Origin of the sequence: Nocardia sp. NPDC047648, assembly GCF_040642815.1 — a bacterium.
In the GTDB taxonomy this organism is placed as follows: Bacteria; Actinomycetota; Actinomycetes; order Mycobacteriales; family Mycobacteriaceae; genus Nocardia; species Nocardia gamkensis.
In genome coordinates, this window is record NZ_JBEYSX010000002.1 from 801,873 (window position 1) to 822,933 (window position 21,061).

Genomic DNA, 21,061 nt, shown 5'->3' on the forward strand with positions numbered 1-21,061 from the left:
AATGTGGTCACCGCTGATGCGGCACCGTGCTCGGCCCGGTACCGCGCGATGCGGCATCATGGAATGCGTGAGCACCGACACCATGGTTCGCCCGGATACGACGACCGACGAGACGACGGGCGACGACACCCCGAAGTTCTTCCACTATGTGAAGAAGGACAGGATCGCCGAGAGCGCCGTCATGGGCACCCACGTGGTCGCGCTGTGCGGAGAGGTCTTCCCGGTGACCCGCTCGCCCAAGCCCGGCTCTGCGGTGTGCCCGGAGTGCAAGAAGGTCTACGACGGCCTACGCAAGGGCGAGTGAGAACTACAACTCGCCGGACGAGGACCCCGCTCCGCGTAGACCGAACATGACGTGCGAGCCGTCGGGCCCGGCCTCGTCCGGGGTTGCGGCGGCCTCGGTCCGGTCTGTCGTGTCTGTCGTGTCTTCATCGGGTCCGCCCTCTCCGCGCACCTGGCTGGCGATCCACTCCTTCACCTGCTCCATGCGCGTCGCCCGGGCGGGCCAGAACTCCTGTACCGCCGCGTTGAACTCCGCGCCCAGGATCACCGCGAAGCCCAGGAAGAACGTGAACAGCAAGAACGCGATCGGCGTGGCCAGCGCACCGTAGGTGACGCCGGTACGGGTGACCCAGGACAGGTAGCGGCGCAGCACGTCGCTGGCCGCCATGAAGAAGACCCCGGCCACCAGGGCCCCGCCGAAGAGCCGGTGCCAGGGCAGCGAGGTGTGCAGCGCCAGCTTGTACAGCGTGGTCAGTCCGACGATCAGCAGCAGGCCGACGCCCGGGTAGTAGAAGAAATCCAGCAGTCCCAGTCCGGTCGCCCGCCACGCGGTGGGCAGCACCCGTCCGATCAGCGTCGGCCCCAGCGCCACCAGGGGCAGGATGAACACCGACGCCACCAGGAACAGCACATACAGCAACAGGGCGAAGATGCGCTGCCACACCGGGTGCCGCGCGTCCTGCTGGTCGTGCGCCTCCACGATCGAGTCGACGAAGGTCGCCATCGCCGACGACCCGGCCCACAGCGACAGCACGAAGCCGACCGACACCACCGCGCCGCGCCCGCGCCCGAGGACGTCCTGCACCGTTGGCTCGATGAGGTCGGAGACCACATTCGCGCTGAACAGATCCTGGCTGAACGCGATGATCTTGGTCTCGACGATCTGCACCGTGTCCGGGCCGAACCAGCCGCCGACGTAACCGAGGCTGCCGAGAACCCCGAGCAACAGCGGCGCCAGGGAGAGCGTCTGCCAGAACGCCGCCGCGGCCGATTTGGCGAAGATGGAATCCGCCCAGGCCTTCCGGGCCACCCGCATGATCAGCGCGGCAGCGCCCCTGCTCACCACCGCCGCCCGCGCGCCGGCGCGGTCGGTCCAGGTGGGCGTGCGCACGGCGGCGGCGCGGGGCGACGGTGCGTCGGTCCGCGGCGGATCGCCCGGGAGGGCGCGGTGCTCGGTCATCGTGCTTACAGCATCGCGCACTTCGGCGATCGGCATCGGACTGTGCGCGGGACGTGTCGATGCGCATCGGGTGAACTGCCGGCGTCCTGGCTGGTGGCCGTGTGATGCCCGTCGCGCCCGCCGCGTCGGTTTGGCGACACACCGTGGCGGGCCGCTAGGGTCGTCTGCGTGACTGGGTCGGGTGCCGCTGTGGCGGGAGAAGCGGAGACGCCGGGCGAGTCGACAGCGGCCGGTACTGTCGTCGGCGGCTCGCTGCGCGCCTGGCAGCGACGGGCGCTGACGAAGTATCTGGCCACCGGGCCGCGGGACTTCCTCGCCGTGGCCACCCCGGGCGCGGGCAAGACCACCTTCGCGCTGCGGGTGGCCGCCGAGCTGCTGGCCGACCGCACCGTGGACCAGATCACCGTGGTGGCGCCGACCGAGCACCTCAAGCATCAGTGGGCGCAGTCCGCCGCGCGCGCCGGAATCGCGTTGGACTCGCGGTTCTCCAACTCCACCGGCGGCACCTCGGGTGACTATCACGGCGTCGTCGTCACGTACGCGCAGGTCGCCGCGCATCCGTTCCGCCACCGCGTGCGCACCGAAAACCGCAGGACCCTCGTCGTTCTCGACGAGATCCACCACGCCGGAGACGCCAAGAGCTGGGGCGACGCGACCGCCGAGGCGTTCGGCGACGCCACCCGCCGCCTCGCGCTGACCGGTACACCGTTCCGCAGCGACGACAGCCAGATCCCGTTCGTCGTCTACGAACCCGACGAGTCCGGGTTCCCGAAGTCGCGTGCCGACCACACCTACGGCTACGCCGAGGCCCTCGCCGACGGCGTGGTGCGGCCGGTGGTCTTCCTGGCCTATTCCGGCGAGGCGCACTGGCGCGACAGCGCGGGCGAGGAGTATTCCGCGCGTCTCGGCGAGCCGCTGAACGCCGAACAGACCGCCCGCGCCTGGCGGACCGCGCTGGACCCGGCGGGCGACTGGATCTCCGCCGTGCTGCGCGCCGCCGACATCCGGCTGCGCCAGAAGCGCGCCTCCGGTATGCCCGACGCGGGCGGCCTGGTGATCGCCACCGACCAGGACCGTGCCCGCGACTACGCCGAACTGCTCGAGCACATCTCGGGTGAGAAGCCCGCGCTGGTGCTCTCCGACGACCCGGCCTCCTCCAACCGCATCGCGGAGTTCGGCAAGAGCACCCAGCCCTGGATGGTCGCGGTTCGCATGGTGTCCGAGGGCGTCGACGTCCCGCGCCTGGCCGTCGGGGTGTACGCGACCAGCGCCTCCACCCCGTTGTACTTCGCGCAGGCGATCGGGCGGTTCGTGCGGGCCCGCAAGCCCGGTGAGACCGCGACCGTGTTCCTGCCGTCGGTGCCGGTGTTGCTGGATCTGGCCGCGCAGCTGGAGTTGCAGCGCGACCACGTCATCGGCAAGCCGCACCGGGAGAAGAACGGCCTCGACGACGAGCTGCTGATCGAGGCGAACAAGCAGCAGGATGAGCCGGGCGAGCAGGAGAAGTCCTTCGTCGCGCTGGCCGCCGACGCCGAACTCGACCAGGTGATCTACGACGGGTCCTCCTTCGGTACCGCGACTTTCGCAGGTAGCGACGAGGAGGCCGATTACCTGGGGATTCCGGGCCTGCTGGACGCCGAGCAGATGCGCGCCTTGCTGCGCGAGCGACAGGCCAAACAGGTTTCCGAGCGCAGTGTGCCCGCACCTGTCCCCGATCCCGGCGCGCAGGTGGCCGGAGCCGCGGAGCGGGTGGCCACGGCCGATCGGCTGGGCGAGCTGCGACGTGAACTCAACAGCTTGGTGGCGATGCACCACCATCGCACCGGGAAACCGCACGGGGTGATCCACGGCGAGTTGCGCCGCGAGTGCGGTGGGCCGCCGACCGCGCTGGCCTCCGCCGAGCAACTCGGTGAGCGCATCGCCGCGCTGCGCCGGAAGTAGCCCGCGTCAGCCGGCGGGCCAGGCGGTCATGGCGCAGTCGATGGAGGCGGTGAGTTCCGCCGCCGACGCGCCGTCGCGTGCCTGGATGGACAGGCCGTAGAGGACCGTGGTGTAGAAACCGGCCAGTGCCGCGGTATCGGTGCCTTCCGGTAGGTCGCCCTCGGCGAGGCCGCGATCGAGCCGCCGCCGGAGGTCTTCGATGGTCTCGCGGCGCTTGTCGACAAGGAAATCGCGGATGCCGGTGTTGCGGGTGGTGTAGGTGGATCCCGCCAGCACCACCATGCACCCGTGCGGTTTGTTCTCCTCGGTATAAGCCCGCGCGTTGTCCCGCAGCATCGCCTCGACAGCCGCCCGCGCGGTCGGCTCCTCCCGCAACGCGCGGGCGGTGTAGCCGCCGTCGGTGTGCCCGTAGAGCTCCACGGCCGCGCGGAAAAGTTCCTCCTTGCTCCCGAACGCGGCGTACAGGCTGGGGGAGTTGATCCCCATCGCGGTGGTGAGGTCGCTCATCGAGGCGCCCTCATAGCCGTGCTCCCAGAACACTTCCATGGCACAGCGCAGCGCCTCGGCGCGATCGAAGGCGCGCGGTCGTCCCCGTTCAGCCATGCCAGCCTTTCTGTGTCGATCGTTAAATATACCCCTTGACACCCGCGTGGACGATGCGCTTGGCTATTTGTGTATTGATCGACACAGAAATTGGAGGAGTACCGATGCCAGACCTCACGGGCAAAGTCGCGCTGGTCACCGGGGGCAGTCGCGGGATAGGGGCGGCGATCGCGCGCCGCCTCGCCGCGGCGGGCGCGGACGTGGCGCTGACCTACCAGCACGCCGAAGGCCAGGCGAAGACGGTGGTCGGCGATCTGCAGGCGCTCGGCCGCCGAGCCGTCGCTATCCAGGCCGACAGCGCCGATGCCACGGCCGTCCGCGCGGCGGTGGACCGCGCCGCGGCCGAACTCGGCGGGCTGGACATCCTGGTCAACAACGCGGGGATCTTCCCGGCGAAGCCGTTCGAGGAATTCACCCTGTCGGAAATCGACAACGCGCTCGGCGTGCACGCCCGTGCCGCGTTCGTCGGTGCGCAGGCCGCGGTCGCGCACATGACCGACGGCGGCCGGATCATCAGCATCGGCACCAACCTCACCGATCACGCGCCGTTCGACGGTTTGACGCTCTACAACCTCAGCAAGTCGGCACTCAGCGGCTTCACCAAGGCGCTGGCGCGCGAACTGGGCCCGCGCGCGATCACGGTGAACCTCGTCCAGCCGGGCTCCACCGACACCGACATGAACCCGGGCGACGGCGCGCACGCGCAGCGGCAGCGTGACCTCACCGCGCTGGGCCGCTTCGGCGCCGCCGACGATGTCGCGGCCGCGGTGGCCTACCTGGCCGGGCCGTCCGGTCGCAGCGTGACCGGGGCGTTCCTCACCGTGGACAGCGGCACCAACGCCTGATCAGCCGGAGAAATACCGTCCCGGCGGGATTCCGACCGCCCGCCGGAATGCCGCGACGTAAGCGCTCGGGGTCCCGTAGCCGACCCGGCCCGCGATCCGGGCGACCGGCAGGCCCGCGGCGAGCAGCGGCAGCGAAGCAACCAGTCTGGCCTGCGTGCGCCACTGGCCGAAGCCGAGACCGGTCTGCGACACGAACAACCGGGCCAGCGTGCGCGGGCTGGCGGCGACGTGGACGGCGAACTCGGCGAGCGTGCGCGGGTCGGCGGGATCGGCGATGAGCGCGTCGGCCACCTGCCGTGCCCGGGGATCGCTGGGCCATCGCGCACCGATCGGGATCACCGGGACGGGCTCGAGCAGATCGAACACGACCGCCTCGGCCCGCGCTCGCTGCTCCCGGGCGGTGTCGCTCATGGTGAGCAGGTCGAACAGTTCGTGCAGCAGTCGGGTCACGCGCAACATGGTCGGCGCAGCGAACTCGACCGGACAGCGGCCGGGGTCGAGGAAGATGCCGCGCATCGCGGCGCCGTCGGCGGTGCCGGTTCGGTGCGCGACGCCCGCGGGGATCCACAGGGCCCTGGTCGGCGGTAGCACCCAGCGGTTGTCGTCCACCTCGACCGCGAGGACGCCGCGCGAAGCCCAGGCGATCTGGTGTTGCGGATGCTCGTGCCACTCGAACCAGTGCCTGGCGGGTAGCACCCCGACCCCGAACACCATGGCGGTCGCGCCCGCCGGAGCGGGATGGACTACCGCGTGGCCGTTCTGCGACACAACTTGTCACCGTAGCTTGTCGTGCCCGGCGCGATCCGTTCCTAGCGTCACAGGCATGGCGATGAACACATTTCACCGATTGCTGTGCCGCTCGTCGATGTGGGAGAAGACCAGCGCGACGCGCATCGTGCCGTGGGCGCTGTCCGGCCTCGACCTGGGCTCCGACACCGTGGAGATCGGTCCCGGCTACGGCGCCAACGTCTCCGCCTTGCTGACCCGGACATCGGCGCTCACCGGTGTCGAAATCGATCCGGCGCTGGCGACCCGGCTACGCGAGCGGCACGGCGAGGCGATGACGGTGATCGACGGCGACGGCGCCGACATGCCCTTGCCGCCGGGGCGATTCGACTCCGTGGTCTGCTTCACCATGCTGCACCACGTGCCGGCACCCGGCAGGCAGGACGCGCTGTTCGCCGAAGCCCTGCGGGTCCTGCGCCCGGGCGGGGTGTTCGCGGGCAGCGACGGACTCGACGGCCGGCTGTTCCGGCTCATGCACCTCGGCGACACCTGTGTGCCCGTGCCGCCGGAGACCGCAGCCGACCGGCTGCGCCGGATCGGTTTCACCGATGTGCGGATCGACACCGGCGCTTCGAGTTTCCGCTTCCGGGCCAGACGGCCGGAGTGAGGTCCGAGCCCGGAGCGGCTTGTGCCCGGCGGGAAGGTCGGGGTGCGGACCAGCCGGACGGGCTCCGGTCCGGGATCGGAGGAAAACCGGAATCGAGGCGAGCCGGTTGGCTGGTCTGCGTTGCTCCGACCACGCCGGCTTACGGCTATGTTCGCTCTTGCCGGTGGCCCGCACCCCGTCGGCAGGGACGCGTCGGCTGTCGCCCGGCCGTTCAGCCGGTCGTCGTTGTGAAGAATCGCCGCGGATCCAGCGCACTGATCGGCGTCCACCGCGCCTGCGGTGCGGGCTCGTCCGAATCCATCGGCGCGGCAGCGAAATAATCCTGGATCGCCAAGGCGAGGCGCGGATCCTCGTCCACTAGACGCGCCATCTCGTAGTAGACGGCCAGGACGTGGACGCACCGGGCCTTGCGTGCCGTGCACGAGCAGTCGGTGCCCGCGAGCTGTGGCCCGAGCGCGATACCGGCCGCGCCGATCGCGCGGTGCGTGTCGTCGGTCAGGAGGGTCGGGTCCGGCGCGATCGCGGCTATCGCGGTGATCGTCTGCCGGGACAGCGGCGCCACCTCCACGTGGGTCAGCGACGCCTCGCCGCCGCGATGGATCGTGGCCCGCACCACCCGGCCATCGACGGTGGCTCGCACGCCGTTGTTGCGGGCGATGCTGCGCGCGCGGGGCAGCAGCGGGTCCGGCCGGGTCTGGCGCAGCGGCTCGGCCAGCCGCACCCAGTCCATGCCCCACGCCGTGTAGCCGAACTCGTTGTCCGCCATCAACTCTCCCTCTTGCGCCGCAGCAGCTCGATCAGTCGGTCGTCGTCCAGGGCGGCAAGGGCCGCGATGCCCGCCGCGTCGCCCAGGTCGCGCAGCGCGGCCTTGCGGTCGTGCATGCCCGCGATGTGCTCCTCCACGGTGGTGGCCGAGGTGAGCGTGGTGACGGTGACCGTGCGGGTCTGGCCGATCCGGTGGACCCGGTCGGAGGCCTGAGCCTCCACCGCGGGGTTCCACCAGCGATCGAAGTGGACGACGTCGGCGGCGCGGGTCAGCGTGAGCCCGGTGCCCGCCGCCCGCAGACTGAGCACCAGCACCGGCGGTCCGTCCGCGGCTTGGAACCGCGTGACGATTTCGGCGCGCTCGGCCTGGGAGAGCCCGCCGTGGAAGAACGGCGCCCGCACTCCGAACTGTTCGGCGAGGTGCCGCACCAGCAGCTCACCGGTCTGGCGGTACTGCGTGAAGATCAGGGTGGGACTGCCGGTTTCGAGAGTGGTGGCGACGATGTCGGTGCACAGGTCGAGTTTTCCGGAGCGGCCGGCGAGTTCGTGGAGTTCGCCGGTGATCAGCCCGGGATGGTTGCACACCTGCTTGAGGGCGGTCAGCGCAGCGAGCACGCGACCGTGGCGCTCGATGCCCGCGCCGAATCCGTCCTCGACGGCTTTGTCGAGCAGTTGGTCGTAGAGCCGCTCCTGTTCGTCGGTGAGGTCGCAGAGCAGGTCGCTGTGGATCTTCGCGGGCAGCGCCGCGGCGACCTGGCTTTTCGTGCGGGCCAGCACCACGGGTTCGATGGCGTCGCGCAGACGCGCCGCGGCGGCGGCCGAACCCTCGTGGATCGGCCGCACGAAACGCCGCCGGAACTGCGTCCGGTGCCCGAACAGCCGGGGCGCCACCAGGTGCAGCAGGGCCCACAGCTCCTCGAGGTGGTTCTCGACCGGCGTGCCGGTCAGCGCGACGGTCGCGGTCGCGTCGATCGCGCGCGCGGCCTTCGCGACCTGGGTGCGAGGATTCTTCAGCGCCTGCGCCTCGTCGAAGACGGCCGTCGCCCAGGCGCGCTGCGTCAGCAGGCGTCCGTGCAGCCGCAAGGTCGGATAGCCGGCGACGACAACGGTGGCGGGGTCGGCGTCGAGGGCGCCGCCGCGCCAGACGGCCACCCGCAGACCCGGCGCGAAACGGCCGATCTCGTGTGCCCAGTTGCCGACCAGCGAGGTCGGGCACACCACCAGCTGTGGACCGCTCGCGGCCCGATCGAGCAGGAAGCCGATGGCCTGCACGGTCTTGCCGAGTCCCATCTCGTCGGCGAGCACCGCGCCGCCGTGCGCGGCCACGGTCTCGCGTAGCCAGCCGATTCCGCGTGCCTGGTAGGGGCGCAGGCGCGCTTTCAGCGTCCCCCGCAGGTCCGCGGCGACGGACTCGGTGTCGTGCAGAACGCGCTGCGCGCGGTGCGCGGAGACGATCGCCGTGCCGGACGCGTCGGGGACGGCGTGCGCGGCGATGGGCAGCGCGTCGGTATCCGTGCCGGGCGGCTCCCCGGCCAGTGCGGAGCGCACGATGCGCTGCCAGGCCGAGACGGACTCTCCGGAGTGCTCGAGCGTCGAGTCGGCGAAGGTCACGGGGTCCACCAAGACGGCGTCGACGTCGGTGACTTCCAACGTTCCGCCCGCGGCGGCCGGGACGGCCAGCGCGAGGGTCTCGCGATCACCCCGACCCGCCGGGGCCGGACCCGCGGCGTGTCCCGCCCAGGTCCAGAGTGCGAACATGTGCCGATCCGGTAGGTAAGTGGCATGTGTGCTGGGCAGGACGCACCCCTTGAATCAACGTATGGCGTACGGAGTAAAGTGAACAACGTACACCGTACCGAGTTTGTTCCGAGGAGTAGGTGAACGACGACATCGCACCCGAGCGGGCGAGGCAGCTGATGGGCCTGCTCTGGCGGCACGAACTCCCACCGCGTCCGGTGGGGCGCGGTCCGAAGCAGACGGTCACCGTCGACGCGGTGGTCGCGGCGGCGGTCGCGCTCGCCGACCGGGAGGGCTACGAGAAGGTGTCCATGCGCACGGTCGCCGCCGAGTTGGGGCTGCGGCCGATGAGTTTGTACACGTACGTGCCGAGCAAGGACGCCCTGGCGGTCCTCATGGTCGACGCGGTGGCCGACGAGGACCCGCCGATACCTGCGGATCTGCCGCCGCGTGAGCGCTTGGCCGCGGTGGCGCGCCGGATCCGTGCGGAGTTCGTGGCGCACCCGTGGCTGCTCGAGGTGCCGCCATGGCGGCTCGTGCTCGGGCCGGGACGGATGCGCCGCTACGAGCGGCAACTCGCCGCGATCGAGGGGCTCGGCATGCCGGACGTGGTGATGGACCGGGTGATCGCCGTCCTGTCGGAGTTCGCCGCCGGGAACGCGCGCATGGCGGTGGCCGCTGCCCGCGAGACCGGGCGGATGAGCGACGCGGAGTGGTGGGAGGTGCACGGGCCGCTGCTGGCCGAGGTCATGCCGCCGAGCCGGTTCCCGCTCTCGTCGCGCGTCGGGGCGACGGTCGGCGAGCTGTACCAGGCGCCCGCCGACCCGGACGGCGCGTTCGAATACGGCCTGGCCAGGCTGTTGGACGGCATCCTCGCCGGAGTGTCCGGCGACTGATCGCCGCCCGGACACGCCGGCAGCGGGCGACCTGTGGGTCGCCCGCTGCCGGTGGAAACGGTGTTCTGTTGTCCGATGCTGTTGTGTCAGGACGCGAGGAGCAGATCAGAGTGCGGGAGCGGACTCCGTGTCGATCACGGCGTCCAGCTCACGCAGCCGATCCATGTGTTCGTTCGCGTGGTGCTGGCAGAAGAGCAACTCTCCACCTGCGGGCAGTACGGCACGCACTCGGGCAGCCGCCCCGCAGCGGTCGCAACGATCGACCGCGGTCAGTGGGGTGCTTGTCAGGGTTCCTGGCATGACTCCTCCGTCCTGGCTCCCGGTCCCGACGACCGTTCACCTGGTGTGGGGCCCGTGGTCACTCACCACGAGCTCGCTACCGCTACTTCCCAGCAGGGGTATGACTACTCTGTCAGACGTTCGGGACGGGGGACTTTGTTCCCGCGTATGAAGCAGTGTGTTTTCGATAACACGACCAGGGATTTCGCTACGGGCGAACGCCACAGGTCCTGTCGCCGATGTGCCCTGCGTCACACCCTCGATCGACCGATCCAGTTGTCTACCGGGAGATTACCCGTGACCTATGACACTCACACGCTTGTTCACCTATGCACTTCGGAGGAATGGCTTTCCGCTCGGCAAACGGGGGAGTACCGTGCGCCCTCGCTCGCCGAAGCGGGATTCATCCACCTCTCGTCTCCGCAGCAGGTCCACCTGCCCGCAAACCGGTTGTTCCGAGGACGGCGCGATCTGGTGTTGTTGCGTATCGATCCCGGTCGGGTCGGGTCGCCGATCGAATGGGAGCCGGGCGTGCCGACCGATCCGGAAGCGATGCTCTTCCCGCACCTGTACGGGCCTCTGCCGGTGGCAGCGGTCACGGGCGTCGAGGAGTACCTGCCCGAGGCGGACGGGACATTCGCCCCGCGAGCGGAGTGACTATCGCTGGCGGATCTCGCGCGCCACGATCGCGGCTCGAACCCGCGACCGCACACCCAGTTTCGTCAGCACCCGGGAGACATGCGTCTTGACCGTCGTTTCGCCGATGAACAGCCGACCTGCGATCTGCGCGTTGGACAGGCCGTCGCCGAGACAATCGAGCACTTCGCGTTCCCGGTCGGTGAGTTCGTCGAGCCCGGCGGGAGCCGGTTGCGCGGCAGCCTGATTCGATGAGGCGAATGCCGAGATCACCGCTCGCGTCACTTCCTGAGCCAGCACGCCGTCACCCGCCGCCACCGCGCGCACCGCCTCGACCAGCGCCCGCCCCGACGCGGATTTCAGCACGAATCCCGAGGCGCCAGCGCGCAGTGTGCGAAAGACGTACTCCTCCACATCGAATGTCGTCAGGATGAGCACCTTCGCCAGGCCGTCGGCGGTGATCCGCTCGGTGGCGGCGATCCCGTCCATCCCGGGCATCCGCACGTCCATCAGCACCACCTGCGGCCGTAGCGCTTTGGCCTGTGCCACCGCGACGTCCCCGTCGGCCGCCTCGCCGACCACCTCGATGTCGTCCTCGACGTCCAGGATCATCCGCAGGCCTGCGCGGATCGCGGCGTGGTCGTCGGCGATCACCACCCGAATCGTCATGCGGCACCGGCGGAGCCGAGCGGCAATCGGGCCACGACTTCCCAATGGCCGGAATCCGTTCCGGCGCATAAGCTTCCGCCGAGCGCTCCGGCTCGCTCGCGCATGTTCGGCAGACCGCGGCGCATGGTGGTGGCCGCCGGGTGCGGCCGCGCCGATACGGTCCGGTTGCGGACGGATATCCGCAGCATCTCGCCTTCGGCCCGCACGTCGATGCGGACCTCCTGTCCCGGTGCGTGTTTCATAGCGTTGGTCAACGCCTCCTGCACGATGCGATAGGCGGTCTGGTCGACCGCGCCGGGCAGCGACGCGCCGTCCAGCGCTTCGCGCACTCGCACCGAGATCCCCGCCGCGCGTGCGGCGTCCACCAGGATCGGCAACTGGGCGAGGGTGCGGGGTGCGGCGACCTCCGTCGCGGTGTCGTCGCTGCGCAGCAACCCGATCATGGTGCGCATCTCCTCCAGCGCGCTGACGCTGTCGGAACGGATGGATCGCATGATTCCGGTCACCACGGGGTCGGCGTCGCGGCGAGCGAGCACCCCGAGCGCCGCCTCCGAGTGCAGCGCGATGGCCGACAGATGCCCGGCGATCACGTCGTGCAGGTCGCGCGCCATCGTGGTGCGCTCGTCGGCGATGGCCGCACGGCGGTCGAGTTCGGCGACCAGGGTGAGCGCCTGGGCCCGGCTGCGCTCGGCGTGCGCAATCTCCTTGTGCGTGCGCACCGAACTCGCCCACCAGATCGGCGTCGCGACAAAGCTGAACGCCCCTACCAACGCAAACCCGACCGCGCGTAGGTCGCCGGTCAGCGCGAGGGCCGACACCACGACCGTGCCGCAGAGCACCGACCAGGACAGGGCCGTGATCCGTGACGCCCGGCGCCCGCCGTAGAGCACGGCCGCGTAGATCAGGTCGGCGTAGATGATCCACACCGACACCGTGGCGCCGAGCCGGATGTCCACCGCCAGGGGCAAGAGCCCACCAAGCATGGCCGCGACCGGCGTCCGGCGCCGGGCGAAGGTCGCCAGGCACAGCGCGGCGAGCACGCCGAAACGCACCCACGACGACACCTGCTCGCCCCGCTCGGTCATCGTGGACAGGCCGGTGAGGTACAACGCCGCGCCCCCGGCGAACGCGATCACCGCGCCCAGCGCATCCCGCGTCCGCTCCGGCACCTCCGACCAACGCCGCACGCCTCCATCACAGCACAGCGCCCGCGACGCGCCATCGGCCGAAGTGATGACCGATCGGGCCGCGGGCCGGGTGATCCGGTTAGTCTGGAGAGTGTGAACGTCGACGTCACCGCACTACCCGGCATCGGTGTCCGCAAGGACTTCGAAGTGCGCTCCGGTCGCCGAATCGGCGTGGTCGCCCACCGCGACGGTGATATCGACCTGATCGTCTCCAAACTCGAGGACCCCGACGCCTGTGCCGCCCAGATCCCGCTGACCACCGATGAAGCGGCGGTCCTGGCCAACCTGCTCGGCGCGCCGCAACTCGTTGCCAAACTCAACGACGACCACCGGGACCTGCCCGGGATCACCACGCGCCAGCTGCCGATCGGGGACAACTCCCCGTACGACGGCCGCACCCTCGGCGAGACCGAGATGCGCACCCGCACGAAGGTATCCATCGTCGCCGTCATGCGGGCCGGGCAGCTGCATCCCTCGCCCGGTCCCGATTTCACCTTCACCGCGGGCGATCTGCTCGTGGTCGTCGGCACGCCGGAGGGCTTGGATGCCGCCGCGAAGATCTTGACGCACGGCTGAGCCGTGACGGACACCGCGCTCGCCCTGATCGAGCTCGGAGGGGTTCTTTTCGTTCTCGGCATGCTAGGGCGTGTCGCAGGCCGAGTCGGTATGTCGCCCATCCCGCTGTACCTGCTCGGCGGTCTCGCCTTCGGCCAGGGCGGTCTCGTCGAACTCCGGGCCGCCTACGACTTCGGCCACGTCGCGGGCGAGATCGGCGTGGTGCTGCTGCTGTTGCTGCTCGGCCTGGAGTACACGGCCGTGGAGTTGGTGACCGGGCTGCGCCGTTCCTGGCCGGCCGGTCTGATGGACATCGTGGTCAACGCGTCCCCCGGTGCGGTAGTGGCGCTGATGCTGGGCTGGGGCCTCAACGGCGCGATCACGATGGCGGGGGTCACCTACATCTCGTCCTCGGGCATCGTGGCGAAAGTCCTCGACGACCTCGGGCGCCTCGGCAACCGGGAGACACCGGTCATCCTGTCCATCCTCGTGTTCGAGGACTTGGCGATGGCGGTCTACCTGCCGATCCTCACCACGGTGCTGGCCGGGCTGAGCTGGGTCAGCGGGCTGCGCGCGCTGGCGGTGGCGCTGGTCACCATCACGCTGGTCCTCGTGGTGGCCCTGCGCTACGGGCGGTACGTGTCGGCGATCGTGGACAGCGCCGATCGGGAGGTCTTCCTGCTCACCCTGCTCGGCGCGGCGCTGCTGGTGGCGGGCGCCTCCTCGGCGCTGAGCGTGTCGGCGGCAGTCGGAGCGTTCCTGCTCGGCATCGCGATCTCCGGCTCGACCGCGCGCGCGGCGGTGAAAATGCTCGAACCGCTACGCGACCTGTTCGCGGCCATCTTCTTCGTGGCGTTCGGCTTGAGCACCGACCTCCGATCGATTCCCCCGGTATTGGGGTGGGCAATCGTGCTCGCCGTGATCAGTGTCGTGACGAAGGTGGCGACCGGGTGGTGGGCAGCGGCGCGGGAGGGCATCCGGCACCTCGGCCGTGCACGCGCGGGCGCGGCCCTGGTCGCCCGGGGGGAATTCTCCATCGTCATCGCGGGACTGGCCGTGAGCGCGGGCGCGATGGACGGCCGGCTCACCGCGCTCGCCTCGACCTACGTCCTGCTGATGGCGGTGCTGGGTCCGATCGCGGCGCGTGTGGTCGAGCCGATGGTCGGGCTGCTGCGCCACCGCGGCCGTCCCGAGCCTTCGGTGTCCTGATCAGCTCCGCGCCCCGCGGGCCTTGCGCGCGACCGTCCGTTCCAGCCGGTGCCAGAACAGGCTGGCGGTCGCGCCGACCGCGAGCCCGATCACGGCGGCGCACAGATGGCCGTAGTCGGTGAAGGTCGGTTCCACCCACAGGGCCGCGCCGAGCGCCACGAGGATCGTCCCGGCCCACACCGCTCGCACCCTGCCACGGAACCGGAACGCCAGCGCCGCGAGCACGGCCGAGAACCCGTAGCTGGTGCCGACATCCGCGGCGACGGCCACCCGCAAGGGAATGACGCCGCGGTCGATGGCATGGGCGATGCCGGTGACGGTCAGCAGCGTCGCCCCGATGTGGCCGGTCGCGAACAGCAGAATCCAGCGCCCGGTGCCCAGCCAGCGCTCGGCATAGGCCATGACGACCAGGAAACCGGCGATGGTGGTCCAGGGGAAACCGCCTTCGGTCCAGAACGCCGAGGCGACCAGCACCTGAACCGGGTTGTGCCGCATGTTGTACAGGTTGGTCGAGGCCGAGAAGATCAGCCTGCGCTCCACCGAGTCCCCGACCCCGCGCAACGTCCACCATGTGACGAACAGGGTGAACGCGTACGCGGTGCTCGCGGGCGCGGCGCCCAGATGCCCCCGCATCGCGGGCAGCAGCCGGCGCGGCGATTCGGGACGGCGCAGCCATACCCAGGTGTCACGCAGTTCGGCGCGCAGGTCGGCGGTCTGCGTCCACGGCGACCGCGGTACGGGCGAAGTCGAGGGCGGGGCAACCACCCCGCAAGTCTGCCGCGCCGGGCGTATGCCTGCCGTGAGGGCCCGTGTGCGCTGCGTCACGGCACGAGCGATGGTCGAGTACAGAACTCGGCGGACGTCGCCCCACGATCGGTTTACGGGCCATAGCGAGGATCCGGAATCCGATCGAGCGCGCACACGAGCGACCCGGGTCAGCCGAAGCGCGACGCCCGCATCCGTCGGCCGCTGGAGGAATCGAGCGGCGCGACGAATACGGGCGTCGAGGCGATGCGACCTAGTCGAGGTAGTCGCGCAGGACCTGGGAGCGGCTGGGGTGGCGCAGCTTGCTCATGGTCTTGGACTCGATCTGGCGGATGCGTTCACGGGTGACCCCGTAGACCTGGCCGATCTCGTCGAGGGTGCGGGGCTGGCCGTCGGTGAGCCCGAAGCGCAGCCGGACAACGCCCGCCTCGCGCTCCGACAGCGTCTCCAGCACCGACTGGAGCTGGTCCTGCAGCAGCGTGAAGCTCACCGCGTCCACGGCGACGACGGCCTCGGAGTCCTCGATGAAGTCGCCGAGCTGGCTGTCGCCCTCGTCGCCGATGGTCTGGTCCAGCGAGATGGGTTCACGCGCGTACTGCTGGATCTCCAGCACCTTCTCCGGCGTGATGTCCATTTCCTTGGCCAGTTCCTCCGGCGTCGGCTCGCGGCCGAGATCCTGGAGCAGCTCACGCTGGATACGGCCGAGCTTGTTGATGACCTCCACCATGTGCACCGGGATGCGGATGGTGCGGGCCTGGTCGGCCATGGCGCGGGTGATGGCCTGCCGGATCCACCAGGTGGCGTACGTGGAGAACTTGTAGCCCTTGGTGTAGTCGAACTTCTCCACCGCGCGGATCAGACCCAGGTTGCCCTCCTGGATCAGGTCGAGGAACGCCATGCCGCGGCCGGTGTAGCGCTTGGCCAGCGAGACGACCAGGCGCAGGTTGGCCTCGAGCAGGTGGTTCTTGGCCCGGTTGCCGTCGCGGACGATCCAGTTGTAGTCGCGGCGCATCGCGACCGGCAGCTTCTCGCCCTGCTCGGCGAACTCGCGCACCTTCTCCGCGGCGTAGAGGCCCGCCTCGATCCGCTTGGCGAGTTCGACCTCCTCCTCGGCGTTGAGCAGCGCGACCTTGCCGATCTGTTTGAGGTACGCGCGGACCGAGTCGGCCGAGGCGGTGAGTTCGGCGTCCTTGCGGGCCTGCCGCAGCGCCTCGGACTCCTCCTCGTCCCAGACGAAGTCGCCGGAGGCCTTGTCCGCGGGCGTCGGTTCCTCGGCTTCCTCGGTCTCCGCCTCCTCGGCCACGTCGACCAGATCGTCGCCCTCGGTGAGGTCCTCTTCGGAGACTTCCAGATCGCCGAGATCGTCGAGATCGAGCGACTCGTCCTCGATCGCCTCGTCGGTGCCGGGCTCGCCGTCCGGGCCCGCCTTCTTGGTGGTGGCCTTCTTCGCCGGAGCCTTGGCCGCCTTCGCGGCCTTCTTGGCAGGCGCCTTCTTGGCGGCGGCCTTTTTCGCCGGAGCCTTCTTCGCGGCAGCCTTACGGACCGGCCGTGCTGCGTTTACATCTGCGGAGTCGGCATCGGCCGAGTCGGCGGTCTGACGGGTATTCGTGGCTACCACGTACGCCCTTTCGTGACGGTCTCGTGCGGCGTCACGCCAGAGTAGTGTTCCGGCGGAGCGATCTGTCGGGTTTCACCGGCGGATGGCCGGTCGGGGTTTCTCCGGCTCAGCCGGGCACGTTCCATTGTAACGATCTAACCAGGGTACCTACGGCACGATGCCGGTGGCGGCATCCTCGCCGTACCCGCGCGCCTCACGGTGCCACTCCTCCCGCGATCGCCATGGCGGCGCCGACGATGCCCGCGGTGTTGCGCAGGCGGGCCGGGATGACGGGTGTCCGATTGGTGAGCAGCGGGATCCACTGCTCGGCGTCGCGGCTGATGCCCCCGCCCGCGACGAAGACGACGGGGAAGAACAGGTCCTCCAGCGTGGTCAGCACCAGGCTGACCTGCGCTGCCCACTGCTCGTAGCTCAGGCCGTCGCGTTCCTTGATCGAGGCCGCCGCGCGGTGCTCGCTCTCCATGCCCTGGACCTCCAGGTGGCCGAGCTCGGTGTTGGGCACCAGCGTGCCGTGGTAGAGCAACGCGGAACCGATGCCGGTGCCGAAGGTCAGCAGCAGCACCAGACCGGCGAAATCGCTTGCCGCGCCATAGCGGTCCTCGGCCATGCCCGCCGCGTCCGCGTCGTTGAGCACGGTGACCGGACGGCCGCCGAGCGCGGTGGAGAACAGCGCCCGCGCGTCGGTCCCGATCCAGGATTTGTCGATGTTCGCCGCGGTGCGCGCTACTCCGCCGGTCACCACCGCGGGCAGCGTGAGGCCGACCGGCCCGGTCCACTCGGCCTCGGCGACCAGTTCGGCCACCGCCTCCGCCACGGCGCCCGGTGTCGCGGGGTGCGGCGTCGCGATCTTGATCCGCTCGTGGACCAACTCGCCGGTGGCCAGATCGACCGCGGCGCCTTTGACACCGCTGCCGCCGATGTCGATGCCGAATGCGTGCCCCCGAGCGGACATGACTAACCCCTCGTTCCCTGTGCTGGCCGGTGTGATGACAGCGCTGCACGGGGCCCACGACGCCCACTGCGGGCGCTGCGAATGGGATGCCCGACGACGGCGCTGTGTCGTGCACGACAAGAGTAATGGGACCACGGGGCTGGGCGTTCGGCGAGGATGTGTGATGCGATGGAGGGCGTGCCGGAAACCTCATCGCCAGTGTCCGACTACGCCCCCGACTCCTTCGTCTCGATCGTCGCGCGTGGCGACGAAGCCGACCTGCGTCGCGTCGCGGTCGACATCGCCGAGACGGCCGCCGCCCATGTCCGTGCCCGCCGCCCCGAGGTGTTCGGGCCCGCGGGCGCGCACGCCGAAGGGGCCGTGCAGTCCAAGAGCCACGAGACCGACCCGGTGACCATCGTGGACACCGAGACCGAAGATCTGATCCGAAAACTGCTCGCCGAACAGCGCCCCGGCGACCCGATCCTCGGCGAGGAGGGCGGCGGCAGCCTCGACGACGCGAGCGCGGACACCGTCCACTGGGTGGTGGATCCGATCGACGGCACCGTCAACTTCCTCTACGGCGTCCCCGGCTACGCCGTGTCGGTGGCCGCGTTGCGTGGCGGGCGGCCGGTCGCGGGCGCCGTGGTGGACGTCGCGCGGGCGGCCACCTACAGCGCCGGCCTCGGGCTCGGTGCGCTGCGGGTCGACGCCGACGGCGTGGTGGAGCACCTGAGTTGTACGCCCGTCGAATCGGTCGCGATGTCGTTGGTGGCCACCGGATTCGCCTACGGCAGGCAGCGCAGGACCAGGCAGGCCGAGCTGGTCGCGCAGGTGCTGCCGCACGTGCGCGATATCCGCCGGTTCGGCGCGGCGGCGCTGGATCTGTGTCATGTCGCCGCGGGCCGGGTGGACGCCTATTACGAGCACGGGTTGAACGCCTGGGACTGGGGCGCGGGCGCGTTGATCGCCGCGGAGGCGGGCGCGCGGCTGACGCTTCCGCCCGCGACGGCGCCGGGCATCGACGGCGACCTGGTGGTGGCCGCCGCGCCCGGCATCGCCGAGGAATTGGGCGAACTGCTGGCCCGGGTGGGTGCTACCGAGCCGATTCCGGACCGCTGATCAGCAGCGGGCCTGCCGCGCGGCGTCGAGCAACTTGACATCGATGGATGTGGAGTTGCCCGGTGCCGGGTTCTTGAGCGAACGCAGCACCTCCTCCGCGTCGTTGCTGGGCCGGATGTCCCGGAACAGGGAGCCGAGCACCAGATCCACGGTGTCGTCGCCGCGCTGATCCTCGATCAGCTCGGCACACGGCGCGACCAACTGCACGGCGGCGGCGGCCGGACGGCCGTTGACGCCGAAGCGGACCTGCCCGGTGCATTCCAGGTCGCCGTTTACGTATATCGAATCGTTGCCGTATTGCGTTCCGGGTGCGCTCGCGAAGCCGAGGTCGCCGAGCTGGGCGGCGACGTGCGCGGCTTGGCCGCGCTGGTTGTTCGCGTTGAGCACGCGCACCTTGCTCGCCGCCAGCGGGGCTGGTTCCACGTCCTGCAGGCGGCCTGCGCCGACCCGCTGGCCGAGCGGAGCCGGTTGCGGCGCACCGGGATCCGACGCGGGGCTGGGCGAGTTGCACGCCATCGCGGTGTGGTCGGCGTCGTGCGTCGTGAGGGCTTTGACCCAGACGATCCCGCAGATCAGAGCGAGAACGCCGAGCATGATGAGCCAGGGCTGGGGGCGGCGACGCAGGAACGGCCGCCCGTGCGGATCCGTCGAGGTACCTTCGGTGATCAGTGAAACCACCAGCACACTCTACGAAAATCTGACGGCCACCCGGCGCAAGGTCTCGGTGCGTTCCCCAGATGGTGTCGATTGGCCCTCATTTTCGACTCGGCTGTGTTTTGATTGCGACTTTTCCTCCGGGGTCCGCTATTGTCTGGCGGCCCAGATCGAATCGCCGGTGCGGAAATCAGTGGTCGGTCGCGGGAACAAGAAGGGCATGTCCTGCGTTTACCCAGCGCTATCGGGAGTGGATCGACACGATCCGCCCTGATAGGAGACCGGTGTACGTGTGACGTGCACCACCGGCGGGGCGGTACCGGTCGCGCCGATTCCGGCAGGAATCGGGTGTGAGCGGACCGGTCCGGGATATACGGAGTTAGGACGAGGGGAAGACGACATGGCAACCGACTATGACGCACCGAGGCGCACCGAAACCGACGACGTGTCGGAGGATTCGCTGGAGGAGCTGAAGGCTCGTCGTAACGAGGCACAGTCCGCCGTCGTGGATATCGACGAATCCGATACCGCGGAGTCGTTCGAGCTTCCCGGCGCCGACCTGTCCGAGGAAGTGCTGACGGTTCGGGTGATCCCGAAGCAGGCCGACGAGTTCACCTGTTCCAGCTGTTTCCTGGTTCATCACCGGAGCAGGCTGGCCAGTGAGAAGGGCGGCCAGATGATCTGCATGGATTGCGCCGCCTGATCTCGACGAGATCGAGCAGAGTGTCAGCCCGCGCTCGGTAGACCGAGCGCGGCAAGGACCCGTTCGGGCCGCCGCGTACTGACCAGCCAGTACGGCGTCGGATCGTCCGGGTCGTCGAGCACGAGCAACACCATCGGCCCGATCCAGGGGCGATGCTGGACATAAGCGGCGGGGTCGAGCTGGCGACCCAGCGCCGCGCTTTTCGCGGTGGGGGCGACGGCGGCCGCGCGGGCAACGAAGTTCACCGGTAGATGTGCGCGATCGGCGCGCAGCTCCGGTGTGCCGTTCGCGTCCGGCGCCACTTCGACGCGGTGCCGGCTCAGCCACAGCAGCACCCAGACCGGCACCGGGAACAACAGCGCATAGGGCAGCCACGCCCGCAGACCCGGCGCGCCCATGTGGATCTCCGCCGCGAGCAATCCGGTGACGGCGAACGCCACCGGCCACCACCACAGCGGCACCCACAGGCGCTCCCGGTAGCGCTGCGCGGGCTGCTTTTTCTCGTCCATGGTCATGGGATTGGGCTGGTCCGACACGAGTCAACACTAAGTCACGAGGGCAAACAGCCTACGCGTAGGCTCGTCCAACGTGAGCGCACTTTCACCCATACCCTTGCTGCGGCTGGACCCCGGCATCCCCGTGCCCACGCGCGCCCATGCGGGCGACGCGGGCGTGGATCTGTGCACCACGCAAGACGTCATCCTGGAGCCGGGGGAGCGGGTGCTGGTCGGCACCGGTGTCGCCGTCGCGCTACCGGTCGGCACGGTCGGCCTGATCCATCCGCGCTCGGGTCTGGCGGCCAAGACCGGGCTGTCGGTGGTGAACACCCCGGGCACGGTCGACGCGGGGTACCGGGGCGAGATCAAGGTGTGCCTGATCAATCACGACCCGCGCACGCCGATCGAGTTGCGTCGCGGCGACCGGATCGCGCAACTGCTGGTGCAGCGAGTGGAACTGGTGGATTTCGTGGAGGTCGACACGCTCGACGAGACGACCAGGGGGGCGGGCGGGTACGGCTCCAGCGGTGGTCACGCGAGCCTGACCGCACCGACGAACGGGGCGGGCCGGACGACCGGCAAGGAGGCATGACG

24 protein-coding genes are annotated in these 21,061 nt (G+C 69.9%); 11 read left to right on the top strand and 13 right to left on the bottom strand.

Features of this window, described 5'->3' with window-relative positions; genetic code table 11:
- Positions 1-67: 67 nt before the first annotated feature.
- Entirely contained in the window at positions 68-304 is a 237-nt protein-coding gene (locus ABZ803_RS08165; RefSeq protein WP_357034180.1) for a DUF3039 domain-containing protein, read from the top strand.
- Between the two features lie 3 nt (positions 305-307).
- On the opposite strand, the gene ABZ803_RS08170 is transcribed toward ABZ803_RS08165, so the two are convergent.
- Positions 308-1,318, bottom strand: a complete 1,011-nt coding sequence (locus tag ABZ803_RS08170; protein WP_357034379.1) for a YihY/virulence factor BrkB family protein — start codon at positions 1,316-1,318, stop codon at positions 308-310.
- Between the two features lie 396 nt (positions 1,319-1,714).
- On the opposite strand from ABZ803_RS08170, the gene ABZ803_RS08175 reads away from it, so the two are divergent.
- Complete coding sequence (locus tag ABZ803_RS08175) at positions 1,715-3,403, top strand: DEAD/DEAH box helicase (RefSeq protein WP_357034381.1); 1,689 nt, start codon at positions 1,715-1,717, stop codon at positions 3,401-3,403.
- Between the two features lie 6 nt (positions 3,404-3,409).
- Here ABZ803_RS08175 and ABZ803_RS08180 read toward each other — a convergent pair whose 3' ends face one another.
- Positions 3,410-4,006 (bottom strand): TetR/AcrR family transcriptional regulator, encoded by a 597-nt coding sequence (locus ABZ803_RS08180; RefSeq protein WP_357034182.1) that lies wholly within the window; start codon positions 4,004-4,006, stop codon positions 3,410-3,412.
- A 104-nt stretch (positions 4,007-4,110) separates the two neighbouring features.
- On the opposite strand from ABZ803_RS08180, the gene ABZ803_RS08185 reads away from it, so the two are divergent.
- Complete coding sequence (locus ABZ803_RS08185) at positions 4,111-4,851, top strand: SDR family oxidoreductase (RefSeq protein WP_357034184.1); 741 nt, start codon at positions 4,111-4,113, stop codon at positions 4,849-4,851.
- Here ABZ803_RS08185 and ABZ803_RS08190 read toward each other — a convergent pair whose 3' ends face one another.
- Positions 4,852-5,619, bottom strand: coding sequence for a helix-turn-helix transcriptional regulator (locus tag ABZ803_RS08190; RefSeq protein ID WP_357034186.1), 768 nt, complete (start codon positions 5,617-5,619; stop codon positions 4,852-4,854).
- Between the two features lie 55 nt (positions 5,620-5,674).
- Between ABZ803_RS08190 and ABZ803_RS08195 the strand changes: the two genes are divergently transcribed.
- Positions 5,675-6,244 carry a class I SAM-dependent methyltransferase gene (locus tag ABZ803_RS08195; protein WP_357034188.1) on the top strand — a complete coding sequence of 190 codons (570 nt, stop codon included), beginning with the start codon at positions 5,675-5,677 and terminating at the stop codon, positions 6,242-6,244.
- A gap of 211 nt (positions 6,245-6,455) precedes the next feature.
- On the opposite strand, the gene ABZ803_RS08200 is transcribed toward ABZ803_RS08195, so the two are convergent.
- The gene (locus ABZ803_RS08200; protein WP_357034190.1) at positions 6,456-7,010 is read right to left on the bottom strand and encodes an SWIM zinc finger family protein; all 555 of its coding nucleotides are present in this window, start codon (positions 7,008-7,010) and stop codon (positions 6,456-6,458) included.
- Positions 7,010-8,767 carry a DEAD/DEAH box helicase gene (locus ABZ803_RS08205; RefSeq protein ID WP_357034192.1) on the bottom strand — a complete coding sequence of 586 codons (1,758 nt, stop codon included), beginning with the start codon at positions 8,765-8,767 and terminating at the stop codon, positions 7,010-7,012. The genes ABZ803_RS08200 and ABZ803_RS08205 overlap by 1 nt, the downstream gene beginning before the upstream one ends.
- A 158-nt stretch (positions 8,768-8,925) precedes the next feature.
- Here ABZ803_RS08205 and ABZ803_RS08210 point away from each other — a divergent pair, with 158 nt between their 5' ends.
- Positions 8,926-9,642, top strand: coding sequence for a TetR/AcrR family transcriptional regulator C-terminal domain-containing protein (locus tag ABZ803_RS08210; protein ID WP_357034383.1), 717 nt, complete (start codon positions 8,926-8,928; stop codon positions 9,640-9,642).
- Positions 9,643-9,747: 105 nt separating this feature from the next.
- Here the strand turns inward: ABZ803_RS08210 and ABZ803_RS08215 are convergent, their stop codons facing one another.
- Positions 9,748-9,942 (bottom strand): hypothetical protein, encoded by a 195-nt coding sequence (locus tag ABZ803_RS08215; RefSeq protein ID WP_036538000.1) that lies wholly within the window; start codon positions 9,940-9,942, stop codon positions 9,748-9,750.
- Between the two features lie 276 nt (positions 9,943-10,218).
- Between ABZ803_RS08215 and ABZ803_RS08220 the strand changes: the two genes are divergently transcribed.
- Positions 10,219-10,578, top strand: a complete 360-nt coding sequence (locus ABZ803_RS08220; protein WP_062973927.1) for a DUF952 domain-containing protein — start codon at positions 10,219-10,221, stop codon at positions 10,576-10,578.
- On the opposite strand, the gene ABZ803_RS08225 is transcribed toward ABZ803_RS08220, so the two are convergent.
- Together ABZ803_RS08225 and ABZ803_RS08230 are read right to left on the bottom strand one after the other, a co-directional pair.
- Complete coding sequence (locus ABZ803_RS08225) at positions 10,579-11,226, bottom strand: response regulator transcription factor (RefSeq protein WP_357034194.1); 648 nt, start codon at positions 11,224-11,226, stop codon at positions 10,579-10,581. It abuts the gene before it with no gap.
- On the bottom strand, positions 11,223-12,413 hold the full coding sequence (locus tag ABZ803_RS08230; protein ID WP_357034196.1) for a histidine kinase: 1,191 nt from the start codon (positions 12,411-12,413) through the stop codon (positions 11,223-11,225). Before ABZ803_RS08230 ends, ABZ803_RS08225 begins: the two co-directional genes overlap by 4 nt.
- 93 nt (positions 12,414-12,506) lie before the next feature.
- On the opposite strand from ABZ803_RS08230, the gene ABZ803_RS08235 reads away from it, so the two are divergent.
- Positions 12,507-12,989 (top strand): cation:proton antiporter regulatory subunit, encoded by a 483-nt coding sequence (locus ABZ803_RS08235; protein WP_040867823.1) that lies wholly within the window; start codon positions 12,507-12,509, stop codon positions 12,987-12,989.
- Between the two features lie 3 nt (positions 12,990-12,992).
- Positions 12,993-14,177: a cation:proton antiporter gene (locus tag ABZ803_RS08240; protein ID WP_357034198.1), complete on the top strand. Its 1,185-nt coding sequence runs from the start codon at positions 12,993-12,995 to the stop codon at positions 14,175-14,177.
- Here ABZ803_RS08240 and ABZ803_RS08245 read toward each other — a convergent pair whose 3' ends face one another.
- The 3 genes from ABZ803_RS08245 to ppgK all read right to left on the bottom strand — a co-directional run bounded on the left by ABZ803_RS08245 (position 14,178) and on the right by ppgK (position 17,512).
- Entirely contained in the window at positions 14,178-14,942 is a 765-nt protein-coding gene (locus tag ABZ803_RS08245) for a rhomboid-like protein (RefSeq protein ID WP_357034199.1), read from the bottom strand. It abuts the gene before it with no gap.
- A gap of 253 nt (positions 14,943-15,195) precedes the next feature.
- Positions 15,196-16,560 carry an RNA polymerase sigma factor gene (locus ABZ803_RS08250; protein ID WP_357034201.1) on the bottom strand — a complete coding sequence of 455 codons (1,365 nt, stop codon included), beginning with the start codon at positions 16,558-16,560 and terminating at the stop codon, positions 15,196-15,198.
- Between the two features lie 193 nt (positions 16,561-16,753).
- Complete coding sequence (ppgK, locus tag ABZ803_RS08255; protein ID WP_062977979.1) at positions 16,754-17,512, bottom strand: polyphosphate--glucose phosphotransferase; 759 nt, start codon at positions 17,510-17,512, stop codon at positions 16,754-16,756.
- A 198-nt stretch (positions 17,513-17,710) separates the two neighbouring features.
- On the opposite strand from ppgK, the gene ABZ803_RS08260 reads away from it, so the two are divergent.
- Entirely contained in the window at positions 17,711-18,613 is a 903-nt protein-coding gene (locus ABZ803_RS08260) for an inositol monophosphatase family protein (RefSeq protein WP_357034203.1), read from the top strand.
- Here the strand turns inward: ABZ803_RS08260 and cei are convergent, their stop codons facing one another.
- Positions 18,614-19,291, bottom strand: coding sequence for an envelope integrity protein Cei (gene cei / locus ABZ803_RS08265; RefSeq protein ID WP_357034205.1), 678 nt, complete (start codon positions 19,289-19,291; stop codon positions 18,614-18,616). It abuts the gene before it with no gap.
- 376 nt (positions 19,292-19,667) lie between these two features.
- On the opposite strand from cei, the gene ABZ803_RS08270 reads away from it, so the two are divergent.
- Positions 19,668-19,970 (top strand): DUF4193 domain-containing protein, encoded by a 303-nt coding sequence (locus ABZ803_RS08270; RefSeq protein ID WP_014986697.1) that lies wholly within the window; start codon positions 19,668-19,670, stop codon positions 19,968-19,970.
- A gap of 23 nt (positions 19,971-19,993) precedes the next feature.
- Here ABZ803_RS08270 and ABZ803_RS08275 read toward each other — a convergent pair whose 3' ends face one another.
- Entirely contained in the window at positions 19,994-20,479 is a 486-nt protein-coding gene (locus tag ABZ803_RS08275) for a DUF3093 domain-containing protein (protein ID WP_357034385.1), read from the bottom strand.
- Between the two features lie 79 nt (positions 20,480-20,558).
- Between ABZ803_RS08275 and dut the strand changes: the two genes are divergently transcribed.
- Positions 20,559-21,059, top strand: coding sequence for a dUTP diphosphatase (gene dut / locus ABZ803_RS08280; protein WP_357034208.1), 501 nt, complete (start codon positions 20,559-20,561; stop codon positions 21,057-21,059).
- The last annotated feature ends 2 nt before the right edge of the window (positions 21,060-21,061 follow it).

Coding starts and splice junctions, on each gene's coding strand:
- ABZ803_RS08215 (WP_036538000.1), bottom strand. CDS start 9,942: ATGCCAGGAACCCTGACAAGCACCCCACTGACCGCGGTCGATCGTTGC.
- ABZ803_RS08170 (WP_357034379.1), bottom strand. CDS start 1,318: ATGCGGGTGGCCCGGAAGGCCTGGGCGGATTCCATCTTCGCCAAATCG.
- ABZ803_RS08180 (WP_357034182.1), bottom strand. CDS start 4,006: ATGGCTGAACGGGGACGACCGCGCGCCTTCGATCGCGCCGAGGCGCTG.
- ABZ803_RS08210 (WP_357034383.1), top strand. CDS start 8,926: ATGGGCCTGCTCTGGCGGCACGAACTCCCACCGCGTCCGGTGGGGCGC.
- ABZ803_RS08185 (WP_357034184.1), top strand. CDS start 4,111: ATGCCAGACCTCACGGGCAAAGTCGCGCTGGTCACCGGGGGCAGTCGC.
- ABZ803_RS08225 (WP_357034194.1), bottom strand. CDS start 11,226: ATGACGATTCGGGTGGTGATCGCCGACGACCACGCCGCGATCCGCGCA.
- ABZ803_RS08200 (WP_357034190.1), bottom strand. CDS start 7,010: ATGGCGGACAACGAGTTCGGCTACACGGCGTGGGGCATGGACTGGGTG.
- ppgK (WP_062977979.1), bottom strand. CDS start 17,512: ATGTCCGCTCGGGGGCACGCATTCGGCATCGACATCGGCGGCAGCGGT.
- ABZ803_RS08270 (WP_014986697.1), top strand. CDS start 19,668: ATGGCAACCGACTATGACGCACCGAGGCGCACCGAAACCGACGACGTG.
- ABZ803_RS08205 (WP_357034192.1), bottom strand. CDS start 8,767: ATGTTCGCACTCTGGACCTGGGCGGGACACGCCGCGGGTCCGGCCCCG.
- ABZ803_RS08275 (WP_357034385.1), bottom strand. CDS start 20,479: ATGGACGAGAAAAAGCAGCCCGCGCAGCGCTACCGGGAGCGCCTGTGG.
- ABZ803_RS08195 (WP_357034188.1), top strand. CDS start 5,675: ATGGCGATGAACACATTTCACCGATTGCTGTGCCGCTCGTCGATGTGG.